Below are 17,972 nucleotides of genomic sequence, written 5' to 3'. Positions count from 1 at the left end.
TACGCCACGGCAAAGCGACAGGGAGTGCTGGGGCAACAACGTCCAGACTAGAAGTCCAAAACACGAACCTGGGGAAAACCATGCAGAATTCGGGCAAGGATGGTTTGTTTTTCAATAAAATCGCCGCCGGCGTGCTGACCGCCGGGCTGGTGCTGTGGGGGGCGAACCGGATCGCCCATGTCATCATCCCGGATGAGGCGCCAGAGCATGCGGCGTTGCAGGTGGCCGCCCTGCCCAGCGCCGCACCGGCCACCGCGCCAGCGCCCAGCGGGCCGGAGAGCGTGCTGCCGCTGCTGGCCAGCGCGGATGTGGCCAAGGGCCAGGCTTTCGTCGCCCAGCAATGCGCCGCCTGCCATACGCTGACAGCGGGCGGGGCCAATGGGGTGGGGCCGAATCTTTATGGCGTGCTCGGCGGGCCGATGTTCGCCCATGCCGGCTTCACCTATTCCGCCGCCGTCAAGAGCAAGGCCAAGGGCGACTGGGATTATGACAAGATGAACCAGTGGCTGTACGCGCCGAACGATTTCGCGCCCGGCACCGGCATGTCCTATAGCGGCATCCACAGCACCCAGACGCGGGCGGACGTGATCGCTTATCTGCGCACCCTGGCCGCGCAGCCGGTGGCGCTGCCCAGCGCCGCTGAGATCAAGGCCGCCAGCGCCGCCGCCGCGCCTTCTGCCCCGGCGGAGGATCTGAACAGCCTGCTGGCCAAGGCGGACCCGGCCAAGGGCAAGGCCCTCTTCGCCCAGCAATGCGCCGCCTGCCATGCCATCGCCAGCGGCGGGCCGAACGGGGTGGGGCCGGATCTCTACGGCATCGTCGGCGCCAAGGCGTTCTCCGCACCCGGCTTTGCCTATTCGGACGCGGTGAAACCCCATGCCGGCAAGCCCTGGACGCCCGCCATGCTGGATGACTGGCTGAAAGCCCCGATGAGCTTTGCACCCGGCACGCATATGGCCTATCCCGGCATCAAGAACGACCAGATGCGAGCGGATATGATTGCCTATCTGAACCAGAACGCGGCCAGCCCGGCCAAGCTGCCCTGATCCATGCAGGAGCTGATTGCGATTGCCAATGCGGCGCTCGATGCCAGCGGGGCGGTGATTCGCCCTTATTTCCGCATTGGTCTGAGCGCCGACGATAAATCCGACGAAAGCCCCGTCACCGCCGCGGACCGCAAGGCCGAGCAGGTGCTGCGCGCCGCCCTGGCCGAAGCGACGCCGGATTTCGGCATCATCGGCGAGGAGTTTCCGGCGCATAACCCGCAGGCCAAATATGTGTGGGTGACCGACCCGATCGACGGCACCCGCGCCTTCATCACCGGGCGCACCAGCTTCACCACCTTGCTGGGCCTGCTGGAGGACGGGGTGCCGGTGCTGGGTTTCATCGACCAGCCGATCACCCGTGAGCGCTGGTGGGGCGGGCGCGGTGTGCCGGCCGGGTTCTCCAGCGCGCTCGGCGGTGTGCCCGGCACCCGCCAGACGGTGAGCCTGGCGCAGGCCGAGCTTTCCGCCACCTCGCCGGAGATGATCGCCGGCGCCGGGGACAATGCGGTGCGCCGCTTCAACCAGCTGCGCCATGCCGCCAAGCGGATCTATTGGGGCGGGGACGCCTATTCCTACGGGCTGCTGGCGCTCGGGCAGATCGATGTGATCGCCGAGCATGACCTCAAGCCCTGGGACTGGGCGGCTTTGGGCCCGGTGATCGAAGCCGCCGGCGGGGTGGTGACGGATTGGGCCGGAGCGCCGTTGAAGCTGGGCTGCGACGGCTCAGTGCTGGCCAGCGCCAATGCGGCGCTGCACGCGCAGGCGCTGGCGGAACTCAACCGCTGAATTGATCCATATTGCGGGGCAATACGGGCGGTCCTCAGGGCCGCCCGTATTGGTTTGTGCCTGCCTGCGGCGTCGTGTTACGCCGCTTTCGCCTCGCGGCGGCGGCGGGTCAGGATGAACTCGGTATAGCCGTTGGGCTGGCTCAGCCCCTCGAACACCAGATCCAGCGCCGCCTTGAAGGCCGGGCCGTCATAGCCAGGCGCCATCGGCTTATAGGCCGCATCGCCGGCATTCTGCTTGTCCACCACCAGCGCCATGCGCTTCAGCGTCTCCATCACCTGCTCCTTGGAGACGATGCCGTGATGCAGCCAGTTGGCGATATGCTGGGAGGAAATCCGCAGCGTCGCGCGGTCTTCCATCAGCCCGACATCATGAATATCCGGCACTTTGGAACAGCCGACCCCCTGGTCGATCCAGCGCACCACATAGCCCAGCAGCCCTTGCGCATTATTATCCAGCTCCTGCTGGATCTCCTCGGGGCTCCAGTTCACGCCATGGGCCAGCGGCACCGTCAGCAGGTCCGAGAGCTTCGAGGCCGGCCGGCTCTTCAGCTCGTTCTGCCGGGCCAGCACGTCCACGTCGTGGTAATGCATGGCGTGCAGCGTGGCGGCGGTAGGGGATGGCACCCAGGCGGTGTTGGCGCCGGCCTTCGGATGGGCGATCTTCTGCTCCAGCATCGCCGCCATCTGGTCAGGTGCCGCCCACATGCCCTTGCCGATCTGCGCCTTGCCCTGCAGCCCGCATTCCAGCCCGAAATCAACGTTCCGGTCCTCGTAGGACTTGATCCAGGGCTGCGCCTTGATGTCGTTCTTGCGCAGGAAGGGGCCGGCCTCCATCGAGGTGTGGATCTCATCGCCGGTGCGGTCCAGGAAGCCGGTATTGATGAACACCACCCGATGCTTCGCCGCCGCGATGCAGGCTTTCAGGTTGGCGCTGGTCCGGCGCTCCTCATCCATGATGCCCATTTTCAGCGTGTTGGCGGGGATGTGCAGCAACTCCTCCACCGCGCCGAACAGCGCATTGGCATTCGCCGCCTCCTCCGGCCCGTGCATTTTCGGCTTCACGATATAGACCGAACCCTGACGGGAATTGCGCTTCGCCGCGAGGTCATGCTTGGCGATCAGCGAGGTGATGACGGCGTCCATCACCGTCTCCGGCACTTCCTGCCCGTCGATGGTGATCATGTCCGTCAGCATATGGTGGCCGACATTGCGCACCAGCAGCAGCGAGCGCCCATGCAGGCTCAGTGTCGAGCCATCCGGCGCGGTGTAGGTGCGGTCCGGATTGAGCTTGCGCTCGAAAACGTTGCCGCCCTTCTCCACCGGGGCGGAGAGCGTGCCCTGCATCAGCCCCAGCCAGTTGCGATAGACCAGCACCTTGTCCTCGGCATCCACCGCCGCCACGCTGTCCTCGGCATCCATGATCGTGCTGATCGCGGATTCCAGGATGATGTCGGCGATATGGGCGGTATCGTTCTTGCCGATCGGGTGGGTCTCGTCGATGACGATTTCGGCGTGCAGATGATGATTCTTCAGCAGCACCGCGCTGGGGGAGGCGGCATCGCCATTATAGCCGGCGAACTGGGCGGGGTTTTTTAAGGCCACATCGCCGGAGGGCAGCAGCACCACCAGCCTGCCCGCTTCAACCTTGTAGCCCAGCGCATCGGCATGGCTGCCCTCTTCCAGCGGGAAGGCCGCGTCCAGGAAGGTGCGGGCACGGGCGATCACCGCATCCGCGCGCACCGGGTTGAAACCCTTGCCGCGGGTGGCGCCATCACTCTCCGGCAGCGCATCGGTGCCGTAGAGCGCATCATACAGGCTGCCCCAGCGGGCATTGGCGGCGTTGAGCGCGTAGCGGGCGTTGGAAACCGGCACCACCAGCTGCGGCCCGGCGATCACCGCGATCTCGTCATCCACCTTCGAGGTTTCCACCGAAAACGCGGCGGGTTCGGGCAGCAGATAGCCGATCTCGCGCAGATAGGCCTCATAGGCGCCCTGGTCGTGCGGCTTGCCCTTCTGGGCGCGGTACCAGCCATCCAGCTTTTTCTGAATCTCGTCGCGCTGGCCCAGCAGCACCGCATTGGTGGTGGCGAAATGCTTCAGGAGCTTGGCAAAGCCCGCCCAGAAGGCCTCCTGCTCCAGCCCCGTACCCGGCAGCGCCTCCTGATTCACAAAATCATACAGAACCGTGGCGACTGACAGGCCCGAAATGGATGTTCTGGCGTCCGGCATTACCAACTCCTTGCTTTCATTGTTCTTTGCACCTTCCCGGTGAAACTGTGCCGCAAAGACCCGGCCGGGTGCAAGGCCACACCGGCCTGACCAATTTTGGCGCGTTCAGCGCGGCGCCGGACCAAATCCCGGCAGCTCGGCACCGAGATAAACCTTTGTCGGCATGCCATGCTTGGCCACCAGCTCATCCCAGCTGATCGTCGCCACGGGATAAGCCCGCCCGCCACCGCCCGGGGTGAGCATCGCAATCTCCCCGCCGCGCGCCGCCGGAGCAAAATTCTCCACCACCAGCCGGCCTTCGGCGATCTCGGCGGCGAATTGTTCGGTGAGGGCATAATAGGCGCGCACGTCGGGTTCGACGATGACAATTTTCCCCGGTTGCGCCAAAGCCTGCGCAACCTCGCCGAATTGCCGCGTCCCGACGAACAGCGTGACATCCTCCGCCGCGCGCCCCAGCTCTCCCGGCGGCGCGGCCAGCCACGCATCGATCGCGGCCTCCAATGCCGCCAGATCCACCCGCCAGACGGAATGCGGCCCCGCCTGCTCTGCCACCTCGCCGACAAAATAGCCAAACCGGACCGGGCGCCCGCCGCACATGAATTGTTCCGTGGTATGCACGAATTCGATGGAACCGAGCACGAAGGCTTTTTCCAGATCGCGCTGGAATGCCAGTTGAAACATGTTGCTGCCCGCCGGCCCTGCGATCATGCGCGCATTCGCGGCCAGGGCAATCTGCTGGCGCAACGGCAATGTCTCCGGCGCGACCACGACAAAGCCGCGTGCCATGAACAGCCTGGCGACCTCATCCTCATTCAGCAGCCGGCGTGCCGCGTTGGTCTGGCGGGAGAGATAGATCCGCTCGGGCAGGGCGGGAATGCGGTCGGGTCCAGCCATGGCGTCGCGGATCGCCCGGTAGGTTGCCAGACTCGCGTCGCAGACATAGCCCTGGATCTGAAAGGCCTTGCCTGGCAGGATCAGTTCGTCCAGCAACACCGGATGGTCGAAGGACACCAGCCGCTCGTGCGGTATGCCAGCGGCCTCCAGCAAGTCCGCCAGCACCTTGTCGGCACGGTCATGGACCAGCACCGCGACATCCTCACGGCCAAGCGCCCGCAAGGCTTCATAGGCCCAGCCCATGCCCAGCACATCGCAGAGCGTATGGCCGAAATGGCCACGATGCTGGCTATCCAGCAGCAGATAGCTGCCCTTCTGGCGAACCGCCGGCGGGTGCTCGTGCGTCAGGCTGAACAAATCGCCTTCATGCTGGCTTAAATCATGGTGAAACTGATGCCCGTGCGGCGCGTTGAAGGATGAGCGCAGCACCACGCTGTAAGCCTGCAGCGAAACCGGCGGCTGTTCCTGCGGCGTCGGCGCCGCGATGGCGACCTGTTTGGGCAAATACAGAACATAGGACAGGCGGCTGAGAGTGAGATCTGGGGATGTGCTGCGGGCGGGAAACGCGCCCCTGTGCTGGTCCTGCGAAAAAGGCGGATAGGTGGGCCCGCAGAATTTCAGCGCGGCCGCGCCGGGGCCGTAACAATCCACCACCGGCAGCGCGATGCTGGCCGCCGGAAGGGGCGTGTAGCTGCTGCAGCGCCGGGCCAGAAACCCCGCCGCATCGGTTGCCTCGCAAAGCGCCGCGGCGTCGCGCGCCTCCAGCCCCTCGCGCCGGAGAATGGGCAACGGGCCGGCCAAAGCCTGCCTGATTTCGCCCGCCCGCGCCGCCAGCCGCTCATCGGGCACCTCGTTGCGGTCATACGCCTCGAACTCGCCCTCCGGGCGGGTGAGGTCGTGATAGCCGCGCGCCATCTTCTCGCGCCAATGGGCGCGGGAGCGGACGAAATAATGGTTGAGGCTGCCGCCCTGATGGTCCGGCGTGGCCGCCAGCACCCCCGGCCCGCCGCCCCAGATGACCGGCCGCCCGAGCAGATCGACATAATCGCCCCGCATCGCGAAAGCGTGCGGGTTGAGGCAGCTTTCCATCAACGCCGGGCGGATGATCGATTTCACATGATGATTGGGGCCAAACCCCAGCTCAGCCCGGCGGGTGAAGCGCTCCACCAACAACCCGTCGGGAAACTCATCATGCCCGTTGGAGCCGAAAATCGCCCAGGGCAGCGCCACCGCCGCCTCCGGCCGCGCCGCCAGCAGCCCTTTCAACGTCAGCCCGTCATCCAGCCGCAGGAACTCATCCGCGTCGAAAAACCCCAGCCATTCGAACTCCGCCGCCATCGCGCGGGCAATATGTTCATAGCCGCGGATCTGATAATCCGGGGCGGTGCTGGACCATGCCACCACCCGCACGTCGCGCCCCAGCGCAAAATCCTGGGCAATGGCGATGGTGGCGTCCGTGGAGCCGTTATCGAGCAGGATGACAGTGTCAAACCCGATGATGAACTGCCAGGCCAGCCACTCCGCGATATGGCGCGCCTCGTTCTTCACGATCGCCACACAACCGATCTTCCCCACCTCGCCTCCCTTCGGCAGCCATGGCAAGTCTGGCGGCAAAGCCCGGGGCCGACAACCCCGGCGGCAAACCCTACCCCCTTGCGGGAGCGGGTTTTTTGGGTCATCTACGATTACAGGATGCGTGCGGCGCGGCGTTTGGCCCTGACCGGTTGGCCGCCAGCGTCGCATCCAGAATAAAAAATGCCGCAATCCGGTGCCAACGCGCCGGCGAGTTTATGGAACCGATGACCGCTCTGACGACCGAGACCCCTTTTTCCTTCAAGGCTTTAGCCCGGTTCGGCGTTGTGTCCTCTGGTTTTTACACGTCCTCCTTTCATCCCTATTTCGCGCCCAGCGCGCAGGGCCGGCAGATCCATGCCGCCCCGCTCGGCGCACGCCGGAGTTTTATCCTTAATGTCAAAAAAAATGCTGATCGATGCCAGCCACGCGGAAGAAACCCGCGTGGTGGTTCTGGACGGTAACCGCCTCGAAGATTTCGACGTCGAGACCGTCAGCCGCAAGCAGATCAAGGGCAATATCTACCTCGCCAAGGTGATTCGCGTCGAGCCGAGCCTGCAGGCCGCCTTCGTCGAATATGGCGGCAACCGCCATGGCTTCCTGGCCTTCGGCGAAATCCACCCGGATTATTACCAGATCCCCGTCGCCGACCGGCAGAAGCTGCTGGACCTCCAGGCCGAAGCCGCCGCCGAGGACGAGGACGAGCCGGAGGACGAGGCCGCCGCCGACGCCAAGGCGCTTGAGATCAAGCCGATCGAGATCCACGCCGCGCCGCCCCCGGAAGAGGGCAACGCGCTGCCGCAGGACGCGCTGAGCGGCGCCGACGAGGCCGAGATCGCCCCGGACCCGGAAGCCCCCGCCGATGCCAGCGCCGAAGAGGCGATGCCGGCCGAGATTTCCGCCGAGGCCGGTGAGAGCGACAGCGTTGAGCAGATCGAACCCGAGGGCCCGGCCCCGGAGCAGATCGGCGGCGATGGCGACGATGCGGCGGAAGCCCGTGAGCGCCGTCTGCGCCAGCGTTTCCTGCGCAATTACAAGATCCAGGACGTGATCCACCGCCGCCAGATCATGCTGGTGCAGGTGGTCAAGGAAGAGCGCGGCAATAAGGGCGCGGCGCTGACCACCTATCTCTCGCTGGCCGGCCGCTTCTCGGTGCTGATGCCCAACTCGCCCACCGGCGGGGGCGTGTCGCGCAAGATCACCTCGCAGACCGACCGCCGCCGCCTGAAAGAGACGATGGCGGAGCTGGATATCCCGCCCGGCATGGGCATGATCGTGCGCACCGCCGGCGCCAACCGGCCCAAGCCCGAGATCAAGCGCGATTGCGAATATCTGCTGCGGCTCTGGGACGATATCCGCGACAAGACGCTGGAATCCTCCGCCCCGGCGCTGATCTATGAGGAAGCCAGCCTGATCAAGCGGGCGATCCGCGATGTCTATACCAAGGATGTCGAGGATATTCTGGTGGACGGCGTGGACGGCTTCAAGGCGGCGCGGGACTTCATGCGCATGTTGATGCCAGCCAATGCCCGCAAGGTGCAGCTCTGGCAGGAAGGCCAGCCGCTCTTCGCCAAGCACCAGGTCGAGGCGCAGCTGGATGCGATGCTGAACCCGGTGGTGCAGCTGCGCTCGGGCGGTTACATCGTCATCAACCAGACGGAAGCCCTGGTCGCCATCGACGTGAACTCCGGCCGCTCCACCCGTGAGCGCTCGATCGAGGACACCGCCCTGCGCACCAATATGGAGGCCGCGGAAGAGGTCGCCAAGCAGCTGCGCATGCGCGACCTGGCCGGGCTGATCGTGATCGATTTCATCGACATGGAAAGCCGGCGCAACAATGCCGCCGTCGAGCGCAAGCTCAAGGACGCGCTGAAGCATGACCGCGCGCGCATCCAGGTGGGCAGCATCAGCCATTTCGGGCTGATGGAAATGTCGCGCCAGCGGCTGCGCCCGTCGCTCACCGAGGCCTCGCTGATCACCTGCCCGCATTGTGCCGGCATGGGCCATGTGCGCAGCCCGGAGAGTGCCGCGCTGCATATTCTGCGCGCCATCGAGGATGAGGGTGCCAAGTTCAAATCCGCCGAAATCTGCGTCTATCTGCCGCCGGAAATCGCCTTCTATCTGTTCAACCATAAGCGCGAGCGGCTCTCGGCGATCGAGGAACGCTATTCGATGCGGGTGATCTTCGAGGCGGATGCGCGGCTGACCGGCACCAATTTCCGCCTGGAGCGGACCAAGGCGCACACCGCGCCGCCGCCGGCCCCGGCGCCGATGAAGATCGAGCGCGTGCTGGAAGCCGCCGCGGCGGAAGCCGATGAGGCGGATGCCGAGCTGGAAGAGGCCGAGACCACCGAAGCCGCCGAGGCTGCATCGGCCGAGCGTGGCGAGCGCAAGCGCCGCCGCCGCCGGCGTGGCCGCCGCCGTGGTGAAAACGGCCAGGGCAACGGCACGGACGCCGCCGCCGAGAGCGAGGGCGATGCCGAGACCGGCGACGAGAGCGCCGAGGATGCACCGCCAACCGAGCTGGATCTGGCCCTGGAAGCCGCCTTCCGCGACGCCGAAGCCATGGGCCCGGCCGAAGCCGAGCTGGCCGAAACCGCGATCGAGGCAGCGCCGGAAGCGGCGGTGATCCTCGCCGCCGAAACCAGCGCCGAAGCCGCGCCGGATGCGGCCCCGGCCAAGCCCAAGCGCGCCCCGCGCAAGCGCAAGCCGGCTGCCAAGGACGGCGCCCCGGCTGAAATCGCTGTTCCAGTGGAGGCCATCGAGGCCGCGCCGGTCGAGGTCACGGCGGTGCCGGAGGCCACGGAAATCGCGGCCGAGCCGGTGGTGAAGCCGATCCTGGTCGGCGCCACGGAGGCCCCGGCTGCCAAGAAAACCGGCTGGTGGCGGCGCTAACCCGCACGCTACGGCCAAAAACGGCCGGTTGATTTACAGTTCGTAGCGAAAATGGGGGCGTTTTTCGCCCCCATTTTACTTGAAAAGCCGGTGAATCGGGCTGATCATAAGAACGTGCCCCTCAAGGCGGCACATTTCAGGAGTAAACAACCTCATGGCCTTCAACCCGAATCAATCCTACCGCACTGTGCAGGCTGGCTATGCCGGCTACGGCAGCGCCGCGCTGGATGCGGGACTGCGCGCCTATATGCTGCGCGTGTATAACTGGATGGCGTCCGGCCTGGTGCTGACCGGGCTGATCGCGTTCGCCATCGCTCATACCTCGCTGCTCAACCTGTTCTACCAGCCGGTGCAGACCGCCACCGGCATGGCGATCCACCCTACCATCCTCGCCTATGCCGCCATCTTCGCGCCGCTGGTGTTCGTGATGGTGCTCAGCTTCGGGGTGAACAAGCTTTCCACCACCGGCGCCCAGGCTCTGTTCTGGGTGTTCTGCGCCGCCATGGGCGCCTCGATGGTGAATATCTTCATGGTCTATACCCAGACCTCGATCGCGGAAGTGTTCTTCATCACCGCCTCGATGTTCGCCGCCACCAGCCTCTATGGCTATGTCACCGGGCGGGACCTCACCAGCCTGGGCAGCTTCATGTTCATGGGGCTGATCGGCATCATCGTCGCTTCGCTGGTGAATATCTTCCTGCACTCCCCGGCCATCGCCTTCGCGGTGTCGATCCTGGGCGTGTTCATCTTCCTGGGCCTCACCGCGTATGACACGCAGCGCATCAAGACCGATTATCTGCGCTTCGGCGGCGCCTATGGCGCGGAGATGGCGGGCAAGCGCTCCGTCTATGACGCCCTGCAGCTCTACCTGAACTTCATCAACCTGTTCATGTTCCTGCTGCAGCTCTTCGGTCAGCGCAACCAGCGCTGACCGGTGGCCTCGCTGGTTGTCAGCCTGGCCGGTCCCGACCGGCCGGGCCTCGTCAACGCCCTCTCGGCGCGCATTGCCGCCGCAGGGGGCAGCTGGCTGGATAGCCGGCTGGCGCATCTGGCCGGGCAGTTCGCCGGCATCGTGCTGGTGCGCCTGGCCGATGAGCAGGTGGCCGGGCTGGAAGCCAGCCTCGCCGGGCTGAAAGCCGAGGGGCTGAACGTCACCGTGCTCGCCGGCACCGAAACCGCCCCGCCGACCGAGCAGGTCACCTTCGCCCTCACCGGCAATGACCGCCCCGGCATCGTGCGTGACGTCACCGAGACCTTGCGGGGCCTGGGCGTGAATATCGAGGATTTCTCCTCCCATATCGAAAGCGCGCCCTTCACCGGCGCGGAGATGTTCCACGCCACCGCGCGCCTGGGCCTGCCCGCCGGCATTACCGCCGAGGCGGTGAGCGCGGCGCTGGAGCGGCTGACCGCCGAATTCATGGTGGACATCAAAACCCCCGAACCCGCCTGACCCATGGCGGGCGGGGCTGAGGATATTGTCTGGCCGGCTCTGGTGCCGGAACTTGAGGTCAGCGACCTCGCCGCATCCTTGCGCATCTATCTCGGGCCGCTCGGCTTCACCCTGCTTTATGGCCGTCCCGAGGAGGGGTTTGCCTATCTCACCCGCGATGGCGCGCATCTGATGCTGGAGGAAATCGGCGGCTCAGGCCGGCGTTTCTCCGATGCGCCGATGGCGCGGCCCTTCGGACGGGGCATCAATCTACAGATCGAGATCCCTGACGTGGATCAGCTTTACCAATCCGTTCTTGCCGCCGGGCTGGAGATGCCCATTCCACTTGAGGATAAATGGTACCGCCAGGACGAGCAGGAGGCCGGCAACCGGCAATTCGTGATTGCCGACCCTGACGGTTATCTTTTGCGCTTTTTCAGCGATCTGGGGCTGCGCCCGCACCGGGCCTGAGCCACGACGTCTTCCAACCTTCACCTGAATTTTCTTGACACGACGCGCCCTCGCATAGCCGAATAGCCTCATGCTCAGGAGGATTCTCAGGCTTTGCGCTTGACCTGCAAGCCCACCCCGCGTTTCTCCATCCGGACGAACCGGATGGATTTGAGCGCATGAGTACCCAACGCCCCCCTCGCAAGCTGCATGTCGTGACGCACGGCTGCCAGATGAATGTCTATGACAGCGCGCGGATGACCGACCTGCTGCGCCCGCTCGGCTATGAGAGCGTGGACGCGCCGGAAGGGGCGGACATGCTCATCCTCAATACCTGCCATATCCGCGAGCGGGCGGAGGAGAAAGTCTTCTCCCAGCTCGGCCGCTGGCGGGTGATGAAAGAGGCCAAGGACGGCGAGATGATGATCGCCGTCACCGGCTGCGTGGCGCAGGCGGAGGGCGAGGTGCTGGCCAAGCGCGCCCCGTTCGTGGACCTTGTGGTCGGCCCGCAGGCCTATCACCGGCTGCCGGAGCTGATCGCCCAGGCGCATCGCAAAACCGGCACGGTGATCGATACCGATTTCCCGGTGGAGCAGAAATTCGACTTCCTGCCGGATGATGCCGCCCCGCAAGGCGTGGTCTCTTTCCTCTCCATCCAGGAAGGCTGCGATAAATTCTGCTCCTTCTGCGTCGTGCCCTACACGCGCGGGGCGGAAGCCTCGCGGCCAGTTACCAGCGTCATCGCCGAGGCGAAACGCATGGTGGCCAAGGGGGCGAAGGAGCTGGCCCTGCTGGGGCAGAATGTGAACGCCTATCACGGCGAAGGGCCGGATGGGAAAATCTGGTCCCTCACCCGGCTGATGCAGACCCTCTCGGAGATCGAAGGGCTGGAGCGCATCCGCTACACCACCTCCCACCCGAACGACATGGCCGATGAGCTGATCCTGGCGCACCGGGACAATGCGAAGCTGATGCCCTTCCTGCATCTGCCGGTGCAATCGGGCTCGGATAAGATCCTCCGGGCGATGAACCGCAAGCACAAGGCCGATGAATTCCGCCGCATCGTCGCCAAGCTGAAGGAGATCCGCCCGGATATGGCCTTCTCCTCGGACTTCATCGTCGGCCATCCCGGCGAGACCGACGCGGATTTCGAGGCGACGATGGCGCTGATCCGCGAAACCGGCTTCGCCTTGGCCTATTCCTTCACCTACTCGCCTCGCCCCGGCACCCCGGCGGCCGGGCTGCCGCAGGTGGAGACGGCCGTGAAGGATGCGCGGCTGCAGGCGCTGCAGGCCCTGCTGCGCCGCCAGCAGGATGATTTCAACGCCGCGACGGTGGGGCTGGAAACGCCCGTGCTGTTCACCGGCAAGGGGCGCTATCCCGGGCAGATCGCCGGGCGCTCCCTCTGGCTGCAGCCGGTGGTGGTCGAGCATGGGCAAGACCTCACCGGGCAGGTGCGCATGGTGAAAATCCACCATGCCAACCCCAACTCTCTCTTAGGCACTCTTTTGGAACAGGAGACCATCGCCGCTTGAGCCAGATCATCACCAGCCAGCCCCGCCCTTCCCTGGTGCCGCCGCGCACCATCACCATGACCTTCGGCAATAACGTGCTTTTGTCGATGCTGCTCGGAGATCATGACCGCCATTTGGCCCGGATCGAACAGAAGCTGGGCGTGCGCCTGGCCTGCCGGGGCAACAGGATCTCGGTTTCGGGCACGGCGGCGCAGGTGGCGGCGGCGGAGGCGGCGCTGAGCACGCTCTACGGCAAGCTGGAACAGGGGGAGACGATCGACGGCCCGCAGGTGGATGGCGTGTTGCGCATGACCGACCCGGCGAACGAGCCGCGCCTGCCGCTCTCTGACCTGCCGGCGATCCGCACCCGCAAGGGCCCAATCGGCCCGCGCAGCCAGGGCCAGGCGGAATATATCGATACGCTGGCCCGCCATGAGATGGTCTTCGGCCTCGGCCCCGCCGGCACCGGCAAGACCTATCTGGCGGTCGCCCAGGCGGTGGCGATGCTGACCTCCGGCAAGGTGGACCGCATTGTGCTCTCCCGCCCGGCGGTGGAGGCTGGCGAGCGTCTGGGCTTCCTGCCCGGCGACATGAAAGAGAAGGTGGACCCCTATCTACGCCCGCTTTACGACGCGCTGAACGATCTGCTGCCCGGCGATCAGCTGACAAGGCGCATGGCGACCGGTGAAATCGAAATCGCCCCGCTGGCTTTCATGCGCGGCCGCACTTTGGCACATTCCTTCGTAATTTTGGATGAGGCGCAGAACACCACCGCGGTGCAGATGAAGATGTTCCTCACCCGCATGGGCGAGGGCACGCGCATGGTCATCACCGGGGATCTCTCGCAGATCGACCTGCCGCCCAACACCCGCTCGGGCCTGGCGGATGCGCTGGAGACGCTGGAAGGCATCCAGGGCATCGGCGTCACCCGCTTCTCCAACGCCGATGTGGTCCGCCATCCGCTGGTGGCGCGCATCGTCGATGCCTATGACCAGCGCTACAAGGCGGTGAAGGAGTATTCGCGCGAGCGTCAGGGTTAACCGACCTGCGGTTGACCAATTGCGCCTCGTTTGCAACAGACATTAGGCAAATGGACGACCCTGGAAGTACCAGCCCCCTCGGGGGTGTTGAGATCGTGGTTACGGACCGGCGCTGGCGCGCCTTTGTGCCGGACGCCTTGCGCCGGGTTTCCCGCGCATTGGCCGCCACAGGCTGCGCCGCCAGCGTGGCGCTGACCGATGACCGCACGGTGAAGGCCTTGAACTACCGCGACCGCGGCAAGAACAAGCCCACCAATGTGCTCACCTATGAAGCGCCGCCGGAAATATTGCTGGCCTTTGGCGTGGTGGCCAAGGAGGCCCAGCGCGAGGGCAAGAGCATCGGCACGCATCTGAGCCATCTGATCGTGCATGGGGCGCTGCATCTGCAGGGCTATGACCATCACCATCCCGGCGAAGCGCGGGAGATGGAGGCGGAGGAAACCCGCATCCTGGCCCGGCTTGGCGAGCCCAACCCCTGGAAAAACCGATGAGCAACGCGCTGAGCCGATTATTGGGCAAGCTGCGCAGCCCCGAGCAATCGGTGCGCGAATCGATCGCCGAGCTGATGCTCCAGCAGGAGACCAGCACCGAGGACAAGGAGGGGGAGAGCGAATCCCTCGACCTCAACGCCCAGGAACGCGCGCTGATCGGCAATGTGCTGCGGCTGCGCGACATCACCGCCGATGATGTGATGGTGCCGCGCCCGGATATCGTGGCGATGAAGGCGGATCTCTCCCTGGATGAGGCGTTGGCGCTGATCCGCAAGGAGGGTCATTCGCGCCTGCCGGTTTATCGCGACCATCTCGATGATGTCGCCGGCATGGTGCATATCAAGGATGTGTTCGGCTTCACCGGCGCGCCGGCGGAATTCGCACTGGAGAAGATCCTGCGCAAGCCGCTGATGGTGGCGCCGCAAGTGCCGGTGCTGGATCTGCTGCTGCAGATGCGCCTGACCCATATCCATCTGGCCCTGGTGGTGGATGAATATGGCGGCATTGACGGGCTGGTGACGATTGAGGATCTGGTCGAGACCATCGTCGGCGATATTTCGGACGAGCATGACGAGATCGAGGGCCCGATGCTGACCGAGCGCGCCGATGGCGCCTTCGACCTCAATGCCCGCCTGCCGGTGGAGGAGTTCGAGGAAAAGATCGGCCCGATCCTCTCGGAGGATGAGCGCGACGCGGATATCGAAACCGTTGGCGGGCTGGTGTTCAATCTGGCGGAGCGTGTGCCGGCGCGGGGCGAGCTGATCATGCACCCGTCGGGCGTGGAGTTTCTGGTGCTGGATGCGGATGCCAGGCGCATCCGGCGGCTGCGGGCGAAACGGCTGCACCCGGCGGAACCGGCACCGGACGAAAGCTGAAAAGTTTTTGGGCGGAGGCGGCCAAGGTTCCGCCGCTGCGAAGCAGCGGTGGAATGCCGCCGGAGGGGCCGCTTTTTTGAAAAAAAGCGGCGAAAACGCGGGGGCGTATGCAACGCAGTCGTCAAAACCCCAGACGTTTGTGGGGACTTTTTGAAAAAAGTCCCCACACCCCCAAAAACTTTCAGGCCGCTGCGCGGCTTTGCGCATCGCCGCCCAACCGCGCGCCGTCACTTGCCCGCCGCACGCTGATCGCGCCGCTCACCCCGTCCGGCAACGCCACCGAAAACCCGTAAACCCCCTTGCCGACCCCCGCCGCGCGTAAATCCTGCCGGTAACTGTTCGCCACCACCCGCGCCAGCACCGTGCCACCGGCCAGCACCAGCAGCTCCAACGGAAGCTCCGGGGTTTGCGGGCACCAGGCCCAGCCGCGGCAAAGCGCCGGCCCGGCCTCATCCAGCACGCCCTGCATCGCCCCCTCCGCCATCCCGCCAGCCAGGCCGGCGCGCCGGTTCACCCAGTCCCGAACCGCCTCCAGCACCCAGCCATCATCATGGCGCGGCACGCAGCTCTCATAGGGCTCGTCCGCCTCGCACGGGTAGAGTGCCGCATATTCCGCCGCATTCTGGAACCAGCTGCGCGGCGTGCCGTTGAGATAGCTCTCGCTCAGCGCCCCATCCGCGCGCAGCAAATCATGCCGCTCCAGCTGGATATGCCGATATTCCACCTTCGCCTCGCAAGGCGTCTGCAACACGTTCACCCCGTTCACCAGCCGCCAGGCCGGCACCAGCACGCCATGCAGGAAAATCCCATGCCCGGGCGAGACCCGCATCGCGCAACGCGGCATCCCCTCCCCCAGCGATCCCGGCAGGAAAATCACCGGCAGCATCAACGGATTCTGCGCCAGGAAGCGCCCCTCATACGCGCTCTTGCCGATCCATTTGATCCGCGCCGGGCCATTTGGCGTCCACACCTCATCGCCGATGCGCAGCGTCTCGACCTTCCTGTCGCCAAGCGGGGTTTCGATCATCGTACCGGGGCAGAAACAGGCAATGTCGAAGCCCAGCACGCTCATCAGCGTGGTATCCAGCGTGGTGATGCTGGTCGCGTAACCGGGATAGGCATAGGCCCCGAAGGCATCATTGCGGTATTGCGGCAGATCCGCCCAGTCGCTGTTGTCGCTGGTGGTATCGAAGCTGGCGAGGCTGGTGTTGCCGCCATCCAGGGAAAAGAAGGTCGGCGCGTCGGGCGTGCTCTGCAGCGTGCCGGCCGAGGCATAGGCGTAGAGATCCATGAGGGCGTAATTCGCGCCATCGTTGAAATCGATCCGCCCCAGCGCATGTGTCAGCTCATGCTCGGCGGTGCCGATAAAGCTGACCTCCCCCGCCACGGCCGCCGTGCCGAAGCTCAGCACCCCGCCGCCAGTGCCGAAGGTGGCGCTGCCATCGATCCCGGAAAATTCGCGGGACAAGGCGGTATCGGCAAGGCCCAGCGCCTGCGCCTGGGCCATGGTCAGGTAAAGCCCGGCGCCATGGGTCGGATCCGTGCTCGGCAAGGCATCGACAGCGGCAATCTGCGTGGCGGTCTGCGCGTGGGCGCGCAGCGCCGCCGCCACGCTGGCATAGCTGTAAATCCCGTTGCTGCTGAGATTGGGCGTTGCCACCCCCAGCACCTGGCCGCTGCTGTCCCAGCCGATATCGATGCTGACGGTGACGTTATTGGTAATCAGCGCATCCAGCTGATTGGCGGCATACTGCATCGCCGAGTCGAACCCGGACGGCGCCAGAGACGTACTGCCCTCGTAAATCAGCTGAATGTCCATGAAATCCTCCTCGGAGAGTTTCTTGGCGTCAGGTTAACATTCAGTAAGCAGAAACGCAGCTGGAAATGGCCATTCAGAAACCTTAACTGTTGGCCGGCATGGCGAGGGCGGCGCGCAGCCTCTGCGCCTCGCCTGGCGCGAACAGCCCCTGGCGCAGCAGCAGGTCGGTCAGCACCAGCACCACGTTGAATTTGAAGGCATCGCTGGTCAGCAGCGTCTCGCGCACCTGTTCCAGCGGCCAGAGCGCGAAGCTCTCTACCTCGCCATCCAGGGCGCGCGGGATGAAATCCTCGGGCAACTCCAGGTCGTAGGCATAGAGGAAATCCCGCCGCAGCCCTTCCGGGCGCTCCATGTCATAGCGAAACCGCGCCACCTCCACCGCCTGCGCCGCCAACGCCTCCTCCAGCCCGGCCTCTTCCTCGGCCTCCTTCAGCAACGTCTCGAACGGCGACAGCCCGGCCGGCACACCGCCGGCGACCAGATGGTCCAGCTTGCCCGGGTCCAGTTTCTTGTTCGCCGCGCGCCTGGCCACCCAGAGATGCGGCCCGTCGGCACGGCGCACCAGCCCGTTCAGATGCACCCCGACCCCGATCACCCCGAAGCTGGGCAGCGCCCCACGGTCCAGCACGCCCAGCACCGCCCCCTCCGGCGCGGCCCGCACATCGAAATCCTCGGCCCGGGTGGGGATGCCGACGGCGCGCGCCAGTTCGTTGAGCCGGGGCAGCAGCCCCGGCGGCAGCACCACCGCCCCGGATGAAATTTCAATGGCGGGTTCGATGCCGCGCAGCTGTTCCGCCAGCGCCGGTTTCACAAAGCCAAAGCTCTGCGCCCCGCCGCGCAGCACCAGCCTCTCCCCCGGCAGCATGGCTGAGTGGCAGGAGCGGATATCACCTAAAAGCTTTGCAATTTGCGAGTCAGATGCCATGTGCA

At 65.4% G+C, this 17,972-nt stretch carries 14 protein-coding genes; 10 read left to right on the top strand and 4 right to left on the bottom strand.

The genetic code is table 11. The features are described from left to right. The first annotated feature begins 80 nt into the window (after positions 1-80). Positions 81-1,046 (top strand): c-type cytochrome, encoded by a 966-nt coding sequence (locus tag T331_RS17255; RefSeq protein WP_051622102.1) that lies wholly within the window; start codon positions 81-83, stop codon positions 1,044-1,046. Between the two features lie 3 nt (positions 1,047-1,049). Then, on the top strand, positions 1,050-1,832 hold the full coding sequence (locus T331_RS0104060) for an inositol monophosphatase family protein (RefSeq protein ID WP_008495068.1): 783 nt from the start codon (positions 1,050-1,052) through the stop codon (positions 1,830-1,832). A 77-nt stretch (positions 1,833-1,909) separates the two neighbouring features. On the opposite strand, the gene T331_RS0104055 is transcribed toward T331_RS0104060, so the two are convergent. Beyond that, complete coding sequence (locus tag T331_RS0104055; protein ID WP_026439118.1) at positions 1,910-4,063, bottom strand: malate synthase G; 2,154 nt, start codon at positions 4,061-4,063, stop codon at positions 1,910-1,912. Positions 4,064-4,168: 105 nt separating this feature from the next. Then, positions 4,169-6,532, bottom strand: coding sequence for a glycosyltransferase 61 family protein (locus T331_RS19015; protein ID WP_162173875.1), 2,364 nt, complete (start codon positions 6,530-6,532; stop codon positions 4,169-4,171). Positions 6,533-6,925: 393 nt separating this feature from the next. Between T331_RS19015 and T331_RS0104045 the strand changes: the two genes are divergently transcribed. From T331_RS0104045 to T331_RS0104010, 8 genes are all read left to right on the top strand, one after another. Beyond that, positions 6,926-9,424, top strand: coding sequence for an Rne/Rng family ribonuclease (locus T331_RS0104045; protein WP_026439117.1), 2,499 nt, complete (start codon positions 6,926-6,928; stop codon positions 9,422-9,424). 154 nt (positions 9,425-9,578) lie between these two features. After that, positions 9,579-10,355: a Bax inhibitor-1/YccA family protein gene (locus tag T331_RS0104040; protein WP_008495063.1), complete on the top strand. Its 777-nt coding sequence runs from the start codon at positions 9,579-9,581 to the stop codon at positions 10,353-10,355. A 3-nt stretch (positions 10,356-10,358) separates the two neighbouring features. Next, positions 10,359-10,874: a glycine cleavage system protein R gene (locus T331_RS0104035; protein WP_026439116.1), complete on the top strand. Its 516-nt coding sequence runs from the start codon at positions 10,359-10,361 to the stop codon at positions 10,872-10,874. A gap of 3 nt (positions 10,875-10,877) precedes the next feature. Beyond that, positions 10,878-11,324: a bleomycin resistance protein gene (locus tag T331_RS0104030; RefSeq protein WP_035179052.1), complete on the top strand. Its 447-nt coding sequence runs from the start codon at positions 10,878-10,880 to the stop codon at positions 11,322-11,324. 158 nt (positions 11,325-11,482) lie between these two features. After that, complete coding sequence (miaB, locus tag T331_RS0104025; protein WP_026439114.1) at positions 11,483-12,838, top strand: tRNA (N6-isopentenyl adenosine(37)-C2)-methylthiotransferase MiaB; 1,356 nt, start codon at positions 11,483-11,485, stop codon at positions 12,836-12,838. Then, positions 12,835-13,857, top strand: coding sequence for a PhoH family protein (locus T331_RS0104020; RefSeq protein ID WP_008495057.1), 1,023 nt, complete (start codon positions 12,835-12,837; stop codon positions 13,855-13,857). Before miaB ends, T331_RS0104020 begins: the two co-directional genes overlap by 4 nt. Positions 13,858-13,907: 50 nt before the next feature. Then, on the top strand, positions 13,908-14,348 hold the full coding sequence (gene ybeY / locus T331_RS0104015; protein ID WP_026439113.1) for an rRNA maturation RNase YbeY: 441 nt from the start codon (positions 13,908-13,910) through the stop codon (positions 14,346-14,348). Continuing rightward, positions 14,345-15,223: a hemolysin family protein gene (locus T331_RS0104010; protein ID WP_008495055.1), complete on the top strand. Its 879-nt coding sequence runs from the start codon at positions 14,345-14,347 to the stop codon at positions 15,221-15,223. The genes ybeY and T331_RS0104010 overlap by 4 nt, the downstream gene beginning before the upstream one ends. A gap of 181 nt (positions 15,224-15,404) precedes the next feature. Here T331_RS0104010 and T331_RS0104005 read toward each other — a convergent pair whose 3' ends face one another. Beyond that, entirely contained in the window at positions 15,405-17,042 is a 1,638-nt protein-coding gene (locus T331_RS0104005) for an NF038122 family metalloprotease (RefSeq protein WP_026439112.1), read from the bottom strand. A gap of 82 nt (positions 17,043-17,124) precedes the next feature. Next, on the bottom strand, positions 17,125-17,967 hold the full coding sequence (locus T331_RS0104000) for an NUDIX hydrolase (RefSeq protein WP_026439111.1): 843 nt from the start codon (positions 17,965-17,967) through the stop codon (positions 17,125-17,127). Positions 17,968-17,972: the final 5 nt, after the last annotated feature.

Origin of the sequence: Acidocella facilis ATCC 35904, assembly GCF_000687875.1 — a bacterium.
Classification (GTDB): domain Bacteria; phylum Pseudomonadota; class Alphaproteobacteria; order Acetobacterales; family Acetobacteraceae; genus Acidocella; species Acidocella facilis.
Note: the sequence above shows the minus strand (reverse complement) of the source record. Positions and strands in the feature narration are given on the sequence as shown.